This is a genomic window from Botryobacter ruber, from assembly GCF_003347595.2.
Classification (GTDB): domain Bacteria; phylum Bacteroidota; class Bacteroidia; order Cytophagales; family Hymenobacteraceae; genus Pontibacter; species Pontibacter ruber_A.
In genome coordinates, this window is record NZ_QCZK02000024.1 from 185,624 (window position 1) to 198,238 (window position 12,615).

The 12,615-nt window shown below is 52.5% G+C and carries 11 protein-coding genes and 1 tRNA gene; 4 read left to right on the forward strand and 8 right to left on the reverse strand.

Annotated features, from left to right (window positions below; genetic code table 11):
• Window positions 1-7: 7 nt before the first annotated feature.
• The 6 genes from DCW36_RS06100 to DCW36_RS06125 all read right to left on the reverse strand — a co-directional run bounded on the left by DCW36_RS06100 (window position 8) and on the right by DCW36_RS06125 (window position 6,084).
• On the reverse strand, window positions 8-1,162 hold the full coding sequence (locus DCW36_RS06100; protein WP_114777459.1) for an efflux RND transporter periplasmic adaptor subunit: 1,155 nt from the start codon (window positions 1,160-1,162) through the stop codon (window positions 8-10).
• A gap of 32 nt (window positions 1,163-1,194) precedes the next feature.
• The gene (locus DCW36_RS06105) at window positions 1,195-2,550 is read right to left on the reverse strand and encodes a TolC family protein (RefSeq protein WP_114777460.1); all 1,356 of its coding nucleotides are present in this window, start codon (window positions 2,548-2,550) and stop codon (window positions 1,195-1,197) included.
• Window positions 2,551-2,580: 30 nt separating this feature from the next.
• Window positions 2,581-3,189, reverse strand: coding sequence for a TetR/AcrR family transcriptional regulator (locus tag DCW36_RS06110; protein WP_240676076.1), 609 nt, complete (start codon window positions 3,187-3,189; stop codon window positions 2,581-2,583).
• 261 nt (window positions 3,190-3,450) lie between these two features.
• On the reverse strand, window positions 3,451-4,194 hold the full coding sequence (locus DCW36_RS06115; RefSeq protein ID WP_114777462.1) for a LytR/AlgR family response regulator transcription factor: 744 nt from the start codon (window positions 4,192-4,194) through the stop codon (window positions 3,451-3,453).
• Window positions 4,166-5,218 carry a sensor histidine kinase gene (locus tag DCW36_RS06120; RefSeq protein WP_114777463.1) on the reverse strand — a complete coding sequence of 351 codons (1,053 nt, stop codon included), beginning with the start codon at window positions 5,216-5,218 and terminating at the stop codon, window positions 4,166-4,168. Before DCW36_RS06120 ends, DCW36_RS06115 begins: the two co-directional genes overlap by 29 nt.
• Before the next feature lie 17 nt (window positions 5,219-5,235).
• The gene (locus tag DCW36_RS06125; RefSeq protein WP_114777464.1) at window positions 5,236-6,084 is read right to left on the reverse strand and encodes a LiaF transmembrane domain-containing protein; all 849 of its coding nucleotides are present in this window, start codon (window positions 6,082-6,084) and stop codon (window positions 5,236-5,238) included.
• Between the two features lie 400 nt (window positions 6,085-6,484).
• Here DCW36_RS06125 and pheS point away from each other — a divergent pair, with 400 nt between their 5' ends.
• From pheS to DCW36_RS06145, 4 genes are all read left to right on the forward strand, one after another.
• On the forward strand, window positions 6,485-7,510 hold the full coding sequence (pheS, locus tag DCW36_RS06130) for a phenylalanine--tRNA ligase subunit alpha (protein WP_114777465.1): 1,026 nt from the start codon (window positions 6,485-6,487) through the stop codon (window positions 7,508-7,510).
• A gap of 95 nt (window positions 7,511-7,605) precedes the next feature.
• A complete protein-coding gene (locus DCW36_RS06135) occupies window positions 7,606-8,463 on the forward strand; it encodes a 3-hydroxyacyl-CoA dehydrogenase family protein (RefSeq protein ID WP_114777466.1) in 858 nt (285 codons plus the stop codon).
• On the forward strand, window positions 8,456-8,878 hold the full coding sequence (locus tag DCW36_RS06140) for a Rieske (2Fe-2S) protein (RefSeq protein WP_114777467.1): 423 nt from the start codon (window positions 8,456-8,458) through the stop codon (window positions 8,876-8,878). The genes DCW36_RS06135 and DCW36_RS06140 overlap by 8 nt, the downstream gene beginning before the upstream one ends.
• A gap of 131 nt (window positions 8,879-9,009) precedes the next feature.
• Window positions 9,010-9,083: transfer RNA gene (locus DCW36_RS06145), tRNA-Asn, on the forward strand.
• A 343-nt stretch (window positions 9,084-9,426) separates the two neighbouring features.
• Here the strand turns inward: DCW36_RS06145 and DCW36_RS06150 are convergent.
• Both DCW36_RS06150 and DCW36_RS06155 read right to left on the reverse strand, forming a co-directional pair.
• On the reverse strand, window positions 9,427-10,956 hold the full coding sequence (locus DCW36_RS06150; protein ID WP_114777468.1) for a calcineurin-like phosphoesterase C-terminal domain-containing protein: 1,530 nt from the start codon (window positions 10,954-10,956) through the stop codon (window positions 9,427-9,429).
• Window positions 10,957-11,051: 95 nt separating this feature from the next.
• Window positions 11,052-12,494 carry a SusD/RagB family nutrient-binding outer membrane lipoprotein gene (locus DCW36_RS06155; RefSeq protein ID WP_114777469.1) on the reverse strand — a complete coding sequence of 481 codons (1,443 nt, stop codon included), beginning with the start codon at window positions 12,492-12,494 and terminating at the stop codon, window positions 11,052-11,054.
• Between the last annotated feature and the right edge of the window lie 121 nt (window positions 12,495-12,615).

The window sequence follows — 12,615 nt, forward strand, 5'->3', positions numbered from 1 at the left end:
TTACGCTTTAATTTGATTGAACATTGCTCACCTGCCCGAACACCACCGGCTGCCCTTCGTTCAGGTTCTGGTAACCGGCTGTAATAATCTGGTCGGTAGGCTTAAGGCCTTCCAGCACTTCTACCTGGCCGGCATACGTAACGCCGGTGGTAATTTCCTGGCGTGCCGCCACATAGCGGTTGCCTTCTTTGCGGGCCACATAAATGTATTCGGCCTTACCATCCTGCTGCACCAGGTTTACCGGCACCGTAATGGCGTCTTCGTTTTTGTAGTTGCGGATGCGCACCACCGCCAGCAGGTTAGGGCGCAGCGCTATTTCCTTGTTGTTCTTCAGCTTAAGTTCGATTGTAAAAGTGCGGCTGGAAGGGTTGATAAACTGACTCACCACATCCACGGTAGCCGGCACCTCTTTGTCCAGGTCGGGAAAGCGCACAATGGCTTCGTCGCCTTTGTTTATCTTAGCCATGTAAGCTTCCGATACTTCTGCCACTACCTTGCCGCCTGTAGTATTCACGACCCGGATAATGCCCATACCCGGCATCACTGCCTCGCCTGTATTCGGCATTACATCGTCTACCACGCCACTGATAGGCGCTTTCACGTTAAACTGGCTGCGTTGCTGCTGCAGGGCACCCAGGTTGCGCTGCAGAGCTTCGTAGTTGTTTTTGGCCGTGAGGTACTGCATTTCGGTTCCAATCTTCTGGTCCCAGAGGTTTTTCTGTTTCTCGTAGGCAATGCGGGCCAGGTCCAGACGGGTGCGCAGTTCGGCCAGGTTCTGCTCCAGCACCGTCGCATCAATCGTAGCCATGGTCTGTCCTTTCGACACGCGGTCGCCACGCTCTACCTTCACGCTCGTCAGCACCCCGCCCACCTGCGGACTTACCAGCACATCCTGGTCGAACTGCGCCTTGCCCGGCACTTCCAGGTAATGGCTGAAAGTATCCTGCTGCACCGATGCCACGCTCACCGGCACCGTCTTTTTCTCGACAACACCACCTTTGCCTTCTTTTTTCAACTCTGCCTCCAGTGTGGCAATCTGCTCCTGTAGCTCTGTCTGCTGCTCTTTTAAGGCGGCCAGTTGCGCTTCCTTATCATTTTCCTGTTGGCAAGCTGCAAAGGCTATGGTGGCAGCTACAGAAGTAAATAGTAGTATCTTTTTCATTTTTAGTACAGGTCTGGTTGGTTTCAAGTGTTTTATTTTGTTGTTAAGGTGCCGGTAGCTTTGTCGAGGTTTACTTTGGCGATAAGGGCATCGTACATGGCGGCGTAGTAATTGGTTTGTGCCTGGCGCAGGTCGGTTTCGGCAGTTACCACTTCCAGGTTCGTGCCCACCCCTTCCTGGAATTTGATTTTGGCAACACGCGCGATTTCTTCTGCTAACTCTAAATTTTCGCGCTGCGAGGCCAGTACCTCCAGCGAGTTGGTGAGTTCTGTAGAAGATTGCGCCAGTTGCAGGTCAATGCTTTGCTTGAGGGTTTCAAATCCTAACTTCGTATTTTCGAGGGTAAGCTTGGACTGTTGTATCTGGTAGTGTTTGCGAAGTCCATCAAAAATGGGCACCTGCAGCTGCACGCCAAGAAATCCAAAATCCAGCCAGTTGGTCCTTTTAGTTATAAAAGAAAACTCATTACTGGCGGTACTGTAACCAAAGCGGGAATTCAGATACAGTTTTGGCAAATACCCGGAGCGCAGATTTTTCAGGTCCAGTTGGGCCAGGTCACGTTGCGTTTCCAGCAACGAATATTCTATGCGGTTGCTGTAGTTAAAGCTGCCCGTGTTCGCTTTGCTCATGTCCACCTCCACTTCACTTAGCTTATCTGTCAACACGAGCTGTTCTTCCTGGTCCATACCCATCTGGAATTTAAGCAGGTCTTCGCTCAGCTGCAGCAGGCGCTCTGTTTTTTGCTTCTCCACGTTCAGGTTATTGCGCGTAACACGCAGGCGGTCTACATCCAGCTTTTCGGCCACGCCATTCTCGAACATTACCTGCGTTTGATGCAGCAGGGTATCCAGGCGGGCTAGGTTCTGGTTCAGAAGCTCCATGCGCTCCCGACTTACCAGCACACTGTAATAAGCTTTTGACACCTGCTCTGCTACCTCTATTTCAGTTTGCGTCAGGCTCTTGCGCGATAGCTCTGTATAGGTTTTAGCAGCCTTTAGCCCGATCAGGTAAGATCCGTCAAACAGCAACTGGCTACCCGTAAGAACTGCATTGCCGGAATATATTGGTGTAAAAGGCAATGCCACGTATGTACCTGGCTCTGCATCCGGGTTAGTAAACTGAGCAGGCACAAAGGTCTTTTGCTGCACAAAGAAACCGCCCACATCAGCGGAAGCATTTATCTGCGGCAATCCCATCGCCCTGATCTCTCCCACTTTGGCTTTGGCACTAAGCTGCTCGTTGCGGGCAGCTTTCAGGTTGGGCCGGTTGGCGATGGCAAACTCGATACTCTGGCTTAGGCTAAAGGACTTGGGCGCTTCCTGAGCCTGCGCTCCTTGCAGGCAGAGGATGGCGAAAACAGCCCATAGCAGGCTACTTATTTTTTTCATGGTTCTGAGGAAATTTAAAGGAAGGATCAATTACTCTTCTTCTGTAATCTGTTTGTACTTGTTGATAAGTTTATGGCCTTTCAGGGTAGCGATGCCAAGCATGTATATCTCAAGATTTGACTCCTGCACGTGGTGCAGTTCAAACTTGTGTGGGGGGAAAATGTGCCTGTCGAACGGCACCTCGATCATGGTCAGGCGCAGGCGGGATACTACTTCAATATCCAAGTCGGTACGAAACAGGCCTTCTTTCATGCCCCGCTCCAGGTTCTCTTTTATCTTGCCAAGTATAAAATCAGCTTTATGTTTCTGCCACATCTGCCAGCTGCCGGCATGGTACTTCTGCAGATCATGAAAAATAACCGGATGTATGTTGGCAAAGATCTCCCGGGTTACCTCCATTATTTTAAACTGCTCATCAATGGCATTTTCAGCATGCTGAATAAAGCATTCGCAACTCGATGTATGATTTTCCAGGAAAACCCGGAAAGCGGCAAACACCATTTCATCTTTGTTGCTGAACCACTTGTAAATCGTTTTCTTGGACATAGACAGGTGCTGCGCCACCTCATCCATCGAAACACTTTTTATGCCCTTCTGGCAAAACAGCTCAAATGCGCCCTTTACTATCCTGTTTTGCACAGCTGCATTCTCTGCTAAAACTACTTCTTTCTGTTCCACAACACAAAACTATGGAAACGTTTTTTATTCCAAAAGTTTCCAAAAGCATTTATTTTTCCTCCTAACAAACCTTCGTGCAGCCGCTGCGGCTGTAAAATTGGAACATCCCGTTAACATCAGGAAGCACTATTAGACCAACTGCCGCTTTTCCTGTCCCAGTAGCCGGATTTTACCGCCGAACAAGAAAAGCGCCGCTATCACTTTACTGGAGCAGCGGGTGCTTCAGATGCCAAGCACACTGCGCAACCTGGTGTAGCCACTCTTACTCAGCGGAATGCGTACCCCACTCTTCAGCAAGGCCACATGGCTGTCTTTTTCAAAAGGTTCGATGCGGGTGAGCTGGCTCAGCGCCAGCATAAAAGAGCGGTGCACCCGCACGAACTGCTTCGGGTCCAGCGTCTTTTCATAATAGCTCATGGTCTTCTTCTTCAGGAAAACGCCGTCTCTGATATGAATTTTTACATAGTCGTCGTAGGCTTCCAGGTACAGCACCTCCTGCACCGGGATAATGCGGATGTTGTTGCCGGTTTTTACCACGATGCGCAGGTGCTCTTCGGGCTGCTTGCCTGTTACCTCCTCCAGTTGGTGAGCAGCGGGTGTGGTGGCAGCTGCAGAGCGCTGGGCGAGCCATTTTTTTACCGCCGCCTCAAAACGTTCTTTGCTGAAGGGCTTGAGCAGGTAGTCTACGGCATTGGCCTCGAAGGCTTTGATCGCATATTCATCAAAGGCGGTTGTGAAGATAACGCCCGGCGCCTGCTCTACCAGTTCCAGCATCTCAAACCCGTTTATTTTGGGCATCTGGATGTCGAGGAAGATGAGGTCGGGCTGGTGCTGCAGGATGGCTTTTACACCTTCAAACCCGTCGCCGCACTCCTGCACTACCTCCAGCTCCGGAAAGCTTTGCAGGTACTCGGCCACGATACTCCGGGCCAGGGGCTCATCGTCTATTATCAGGCATTTTTTCATGTTGCTGTTGTGGAATTTTAATGGTTGTTGTAAACACGCTGTCGTGCGGACTGGTAGTGAGCAGGTCCTGGCGGGCGTAGAGCAGGTAGAGCCTGCGCCTTACGGAATCGAGTCCGAAGCCGGTACCTTTGCGGGGCTGCTGCGTAGTCGGGTCGTATGGATTTTGAGTGGTGATTACAAGGTAACCGTCTTCCGTCGCGGCTTTTATGCTGATTTCGGTGTCGCCAACCGTATCGTAAAGTCCGAATTTGATGGCGTTCTCCACCACCGGCTGAAGCAACAGGACAGGCAGGCGCATTGGCAGGCTCTCCTCCTGCGCCGCTAACGTTACATGCAGGCGATGCCCGAAACGCACTTTTTCAATATCCAGGTACAGCTGCAGTTGCTGCAGTTCATCTGCCAGCGGCACCTGTTGCTGGTTGTCCTGGCGCAGCGTGCCCCGCAGGAAATCGGAGAGCTGCTGCACCATTTTCCGGGCCTGCTCCGGCCTGGCCACCACCAGTGCACTGATGGAGTTGAGGCTGTTGAACAGGAAGTGCGGCTGCAGTTGCTGGCGCAGGTTGTAGAGTTCCGCCTCACGGGCCAGTTTCTCGGTGGCCATTTTCCGCTCCTCGGCCTGTTGCAGCTCACGGGTATAAAACCAGAGCCACGTCAGCAGCAGCATCAGCAGTATCATCAGCCAGGCAACCGCCACACGCACAGCCAGGGTCGCGTTTACAAATGCCAGGTAAGCTTCCTGCCCTGCCCACAGCTCACCCACCAACCAGTAAAAAACAGCAGTACAGATACCGGCCAGCCCCAGTCCCCAGCCCAGCAGGAAAGCGCCCTGCCGTATGTCGGGCTGGTAATAGCGCAGACCGGTACCCATGGCATAGCCGCCCATCGCGATCAGCAGGTTGGAGAGCAGCGCATCGGTACCGGTGATGGCCACCCCGAAGCCGGCAGGCCACAGCACCAGTGCCTGTACCACCGCCCACAGCAGCGCCCAGCCCAGGTAAAGGAGAATCAGACGGAAAGGAGACATGAATTTTTCCGGTAGCGTTAGTAACTCTTGATGTTGAGGCCGCCGAGCAGCGTAGTTCCCTTCAGGATCAGCACTTTGTTGGGGTCGTGGCCGTGTGCCAAAGCAGGTCGCCTGTCATCGATACCGCCCAGGATGGCCACCATTTCTGATTTTAGCTGCCAGTGCGGCGGCAAAATGAGCGTAGTTCCCCCGAATATCTGCGTCACGTCCAGCACCACCGGGTGCTCTATATCGGCCTGGGCCAGGTTCAGCTCGGTACCGCCGAACACGTTCACTACCTCGCCTCCTTTAAAGCGTTTAGAAATGATGTTTTTTTTTATACCGCCAAATACGGCCGTGCTATCAATATAATCTTCTGCAGAAGTTTGGGCTGCATAGTCAACCGAGGCACCGGTATTGCTGCTGGTTCCGGCATAGCTGCTATCCTCGAAACCGGTGGGCGCTGCTGCCGGTGGTGGTGGCATAACGGGTTCCCGGTAGTGGTGCCGCCTGAACCGGTAGGGTTTCCGGGGCCGCAGCATCAGCCATAAACCTAAGGTAATTATCATTATGGGCCAGAAATACGGCTTCAGGTTGAACTGGTAGTAGTCGCTTAACAGGAAAACCAAACCGACAAGCACCAGCACCAGCCACCCCGGCCGCTGAAACGAATGGCGGAAACCCAGGAACAGCCCCAGCACAATCAGGAACATCTGCCACGACAGCACCCACGACGGCAGAACGAGCATGTCCAGTTTAGCGGCCAGTAGCAGCACACCAATGCCAATCAACAGCAGGCCGCCCAGCACCCTGCCCGAACGGTTGCCCCCCGGCCGCTCCCAGCCGCTGTTGGGGTCGAACTCCGGTTTATTATCTTGTTTTTCCATATCTGAATAACTTTAGCTTCAATGTCTGCTTCAAAAGTACGGCAATCGCCCGCGTACTACAACAGGCTTTAGGCAGGCCCGAACCGGAAGTCGGTAAAGCAGCAGATAAAGTCGGTGAATGAGAAGCAACAGAACTTTTCGGACCGCTGATGGTAGTGGTTGTACTGGTTAGGGTGATTTTATGATTGCCCAAACGTCTGCTGCAGCTGCCACCACTCCCGCTGCTCCTTGTGACTGAATCAGGACTTATAAAATTTCAAATTATTCAGGATTCCTGAGCTGTTTTGCTCCCGCTCATTTCGCTAGTACCGTCACTATCATCTATATTCAAAAAGCAAACATAAAATCACACCCATCATGCCATCACTACTATCAACGGTCAAAATTATTATCTTTGTGCATGGTTGAGAAAATACAACAAGTAGAACAAGATATAGCAGCGGCTGTGGTGGGCAGTGCTGCAGAACTGGAAGCGTTCCGGATTGCCTATATTGGCCGCAAAGGCAAAATTGCCGCCCTCTTCGACGACCTGAAGCAGGTAGCGCCCGAGCAGCGCCGCCAGGTGGGCCAGGAGCTGAACCGCCTCAAAAACCTGGCGCAGGAAAAGTTCGACCAGGCACAGGAGCAACTGGCAAATGCCACTGCCGAGTCTGCCGATACGGGCTTTGACTTTACGCTGCCGACGGTGCCCAACACGCTGGGCACCCGCCATCCGCTGTCGCTGGTGCGCAGCGAGATCATCCGCATTTTTGAGCGCATCGGCTTTAACGTGTCGGAAGGGCCGGAGATGGAAGACGACTGGCATAACTTTACGGCGCTTAACTTCCCCGAAAACCACCCTGCCCGCGAAATGCAGGACACTTTTTTCCTGAGCCAGGACCGCGACAAGCTGCTCCGCACGCACACCTCTACTGTGCAGGTGCGCCTGATGGAGATGCAGAAGCCGCCCTTGCGCAGCATTATGCCGGGCCGCGTGTACCGCAACGAAGCCATCTCGGCACGCGCACACATGGTGTTCCACCAGGTAGAAGGGCTGTATGTGGACAAAAACGTAAGCTTCGCCGACCTGAAGCAGACGCTCTACTACTTCGCCAAAGAGATGTTCGGACCGGACACCAAAGTACGCTTCCGTCCGTCGTTCTTCCCCTTCACCGAACCCAGCGCCGAAATCGATATTACCTGCCTGATCTGCAAAGGCGAGGGCTGTAACATCTGCAAAGGTACCGGCTGGGTAGAGATCGGCGGCTCGGGCATGGTAGACCCGAACGTGCTCGAAAACTGCAGCATCGACTCCGAAACTTACTCCGGTTTCGCCTTTGGCATGGGCATCGAGCGTATAACTATGCTGAAGTACCAGATAAAGGACCTGCGCCTGTTCACCGAAAACGACGTGCGGTTCCTGCGCCAGTTTAAAGGCATTCTGTAAGGTTAAATTGCTGAATTGTTGAATGGTTAACTGCTGCACAGCAACAACCAGCTGCACCCGGCAGTTTATCCATTCAACCATTTAACAGTTAACCGATGCAATTAGAAGAGATAAAGACAATAGGCGTAGTGGGAGCCGGCACCATGGGCGCCGGCATTGCCCAGGTTTGTGCCAGGGCAGGCTATAAAACCTTCCTGTTCGACATTAATGCCAACATGCTCCAAAAGTCGGAAGCAACCATTGGCGCCAATCTCGACAAAGGCATCGCCCTCGGCAAGTTAACGGCTACGGACAAACAAACTGTACTCGACAACATCGTTTTCACAGAAGATACGCTGCAGCTCATTACCGATGTCGTGATAGAAGCAGCGGTGGAGCGCCTGGAGGTAAAGCAGAGCATCATGCAGGAACTGGCCAGCATCAACAGCTCCGACACCATTCTCGCCACCAACACCTCGTCGTTGTCTGTTACACGCATTGCGGGCGCCGTAGCACACCCGGAGCGGGTTGTCGGGATGCATTTCTTCAATCCTGCCCACATCATGAAGCTGGTGGAAGTTGTTTCCGGTGCTGCCACCGCCCCCTCTGTAGCCGAAACTGTCCGGCAGCTGGCCCTGAAACTGGAGAAAACGCCTGTCATGGTGCAAGATTCTCCGGGCTTTATCGTTAACCGTGTAGCGCGGCATTATTACGTGGAAAGCCTGAAGCTCCTGGAGGAAGGTGTCGCCAGTGTCGAAACAATCGACCAGCTGATGCGTGCCAGTGGCTTCAAGATGGGCCCCTTTGAACTTATCGACCTGATTGGTGTTGATACGAATTATGCCGTCACCACCTCACTATTTGAGGCATTTCATTATGATCCGAAATTCAGACCAAACCGCATACAGCAGCAGAAAGTGGATGCCGGCCACCTGGGCCGCAAATCGGGCAAAGGCTTTTACACCTATGAGTAAATATTTTTCCTTACTCCCGTGCTTCTTGTTCCTGCTGCTTTCCTCCTGCAACGACAACGCCGACAGGCCTGCCATTCCGAATGTGCTGGTAAACGAGCAAATAAATGTAAGAAGCGCTATGTACCCCAGGCTGCAGCAGGACGGCGGCTATGCCTACATTGCAGGCGGCTACAAAGGCATTATGGTGGTACGCCAGAGTGCAGACCTATATTATGCCTTCGAGCGCACCTGTCCCTACGATCCGGCAGCAGCCTGTTCCCAAATAGAGGCAGACGACTCGAATCTGTTTATCATAGACAAATGCTGCGGTTCCCAGTTCAGTTTCCAGGGCAACGTGATGGCCGGACCGGCTGTGTACGGTCTCCGGGCTTATAAGACATCACTGGTTGGGTCAACGCTGTATATCAGCAACTAAAATTTTCAGCTGATTTTCAGCAAATTATTAAAATCCATAACATTTTTTTAGCCCTACACTTGCATAGAATTTAAAACCGCCGTAATATTGCATCACAATTCAACGCTAGCGCGGCGAATTGAAAACAAAATTCCTCCTTAGCTCAGTTGGTTAGAGCACATGACTGTTAATCATGGGGTCCTTGGTTCAAGCCCAAGAGGGGGAGCTTCAAAATCAGCCACTTACAGGTAAAACTGGTAAGTGGCTTTTTTTATTTGCATGCATTTTGCACACAACCTCCCCTTCGACAGCTCCCTGAGTATTTGGATTGATCTTCTAAAGCTGAGCCGTACACCTCAGGAGTACGTTTTTAGTCTGCTGCACCTGCCACCACAGCCTCTGCTGTTCTTCAGTACACGTTTTTTTACTGGCTGGCATTAAAAGCAGACGCTTAAGCAAGTATGGCCCAAAAGAAAGCCTGCTAAAACCTGGACTTGTCCAAATTTCAGCAGGCCTGTACCTTTAGCGGACCTGTTGAATGATAACAGGCTCAATTAACCCTTAAATCTTTACAGCTGACTTAGTTTCAGGTCTTTTAACACCACTTCCTCCTTAAATACTGTTCTGAAGCGGTCTGTTACCTGCACCGCTATACGCTGCGCCGAGGCGGACGGCCTGGCAAAGAACAGGTGGTCCGTCAGGTGCGGCTCTACCCACTTGTGCCTGGCAGGCTTGGCTGCTCCCAAATGCAGCTCCACCGACAACGGATCGAACGCTGTTTCCTGTTGCATTTGGCCCATGCTTTTGCCGTCTTCGAACCACTCCACCTGCCATGCCGGGTCCCAGTTCCAGACGTTTACGGCCAGGTGCTCCGGCTTCTCTTTAATGGCTCCCACCGGGTAAATGCGCAGCTGGTGCTGTTTCGCATGCCCTGTGGCTTTGTAGTACCACTGTATGTCGCTGCCGTTCACTTCGTACACGCCGTAGCCGCTGGGGGTGCCGTCGAAGCAGATAGGGCCGGTCCACCAGGCGCCGCACACGGTGCCATGCACGTGCTCAATTAAATTGTTACCGGTTACCAGTTTCTCGTTAAAGTGCGTGTGCCCCGACATAATGTGGGCTTTGTAAGGCTCCAGCAGGCGGTACAGTTCCCGCCGGTTGGCTACCACACCACCCATAGGCTCCTCCTTCTCCTTGTTGCGCACGTGCTGCTTTGTGTAGGCCGGTATGTGTAAGCTTACCACCACGGTAGCTCCCGGTTTTACAGTTGCCAGATCCTGCTCCAGCCAGGCCAGCTGCCGCTCCGTCAGGTAACCAATGTACTTCTTAGCGGTGCCGATAAAGAACACATCATCGAGCACGACATAATGTATCTCGCCGCGGTTAAAGGAGTAGTAGGTGGGGCCGAACAGCTTCTTGAAAGTCTTGCTGGAGAGGTCGTCGGAGCGGGCATCGAGGTCCATGTCGTGGTTGCCGATTACCTGGAAGAACGGAACACCTGTCATGCCGACAGCTTCTTTGTAATCCTCAAACAGTTCAAACTTATCCCACACCAGGTCGCCGCAGCCAATGCCATGGAACAAAGCGTTTTGCCCATAGCTGCCGACCAGCTTTTTGGTGTCCGGGGCAGCGGTAGCCTTCAGTTCCGCTGCATCGGCCTCGGATATCATCTGCGTGTCGGCCCAAACGATGAAGTTATGTTGGGTGTCGTCCTGGGCCAGTTTCTTCAGTTCAAAATCAGCTTTGAAACGGCTGCGTTCCGCCTTTATCCTTTCGTAGAATCTCGTAATGCCTTGCTCGTTCGTGAACTCATATCCGCGCGGAGTGGTGATGTACACAAATTCGGCAGTGGCATTGCTGTCCAGTTCGTAGTTGCCTTTCGCGTCGGTAAGGGTGATGTTGATGCCATCGGTAACGGCAACACCGGCAATGCCTTTGCCCTGGCTGTGCACTTTGCCGCTGAGGCTAACAATGGATAAGTCTTTGCCTTTTTCAGGTATTTTTACCTTAGGGCTGGCCTGAAGGGCGCCTGCGTTAAAAGTAAGCCCCACGCCTGCCAGTCCCAGCGATTTTAAGAAGGTTCGTCTTTTCTGTGACATGTCTTTTTTTTGAAGATGATGTTTTAGAACCCGCAGCGCATGACCTGCTTTTTCTGGACGTGCGCTGCAGGTTTTGTGAGCAGATGGGAGTCCGCTTATTTTTCCCACCAGCCTTTGGTGTTGATGTCGTCGCCACCCATTGTCTCGACTGCTTTCCTGTAGTTGGCGCTGTTGCTGATCTGCACGGAGGCCGGATAGCGGAAGCGCACAGGCACTTGCTTGTTGTTGAGCATGGCTTCGGTGGTAGGCAGCACAGGCAGCCCGGTGCGGCGGTACTCAAACCACTGCTGATAATCGTTAAAGTACAGGGCGTAGTACTTCTGCAGCATGATGCGCTCCAGCGTACCGTCATAAGCAGCGGCAGGATTTTCAAAATAACCAGCTGGTACCGTGGCGCCCCATTGTTCGATAGCGGCCTTCACACCGTTCTCGTAATGGGTTTGGGCATCGGAGGTTATCACCCCTTTCTGGGCCAGCTCGGCTTTTATAAACTCGACCTCAGCATAGCTCATAATCACAGCAATCATGGGGGCCGTAACCAGTGCTATGTTCAGGTTAGATGGAGTAAAGTCGAACTGGGCTTCGCCGCCAGCATAGCCGCTCGGTATGCCTTTATAGCCGATGGTGGTAGTGCCGTCTTTCAGTCGTGCCTGGCCGAAGAACTTTGACAGGCGGGGGTCGTTCATGTTGTTCAGGTTATCCACGAAAAACTCCGCTGCTGCCCGGCCTGTTCTGAAGTCGACGGCGCGGCCCCAGGGGGAGATAAGCGGCGGAATGCCGGGGATCTGCAGAATGGCGGCGTCATCGTTGCTTGTAAACACAGGGTATTTGGCAGGATCGTTGATCATTGCGGCCATCTTTTCAAAAGAACCCATCTCAGTACGTTTAGATACCCGCAGCAACAGCCTTAGGCGAAGGGAATTACAGAAACGCTGCCAGTCGGCTGCATCGTTGCCATACAGTATTTCGGTGCCGTAGATCATGTCTTTAGAGGTATCGAACAGGCTGTTGGCAGTCTCTAAATCACCTAAGATTCTCCTGTAAACCTCTTCCTGCGTATTGAAAGCCGGATAAAATATACCCTCGTCGCCACGTGCTGCCTCGTCCATCGGCACATCGCCAAAGCTGTCGGTGAGCAGGGAGTAAGTCCAGGCGTTTAAGGTAAGGGCAATGGCTTCGTAATTCGGGTCCTGAGCCGCAACCGCTGCCGCATGCATTTCCTTGATGTTGGTTAACCAGCGGTAGTAGGTGTTCCAGGTGGAGTTGCCGGCATTGTCGCCAATGTCGTAGCGGTGCTCCCCTCCCGACGGGCTAGGGTATGGAAGCGCCACCTGCATAATCTCAAAGGTGTAGGCATCGCTCCGGGAGGTGTTAAAACTGGCCATCTCGTAGAGGATGGGGTTGAGCAAGGTTCCCGGGCTGATCTTTTCTATCCGGTTGGGGTCGGTGTTAATTTCTTCGAAATCGTCGGTGCACGAAACGCTGACGCAGCTCAGGGCCACCATCAACACGACTATTTTCTTCTTTAAACTTATCATGATGTTTTTCTTCTTTTGAAGAACTGCCGGTTGCAGGGGTGTACTTCCGGCAGTTCTGTTATTGGTAATGTGTAAATGGATGCTAAAAGGCTGATGCCAAACCACGTTTCACCACTTCCAA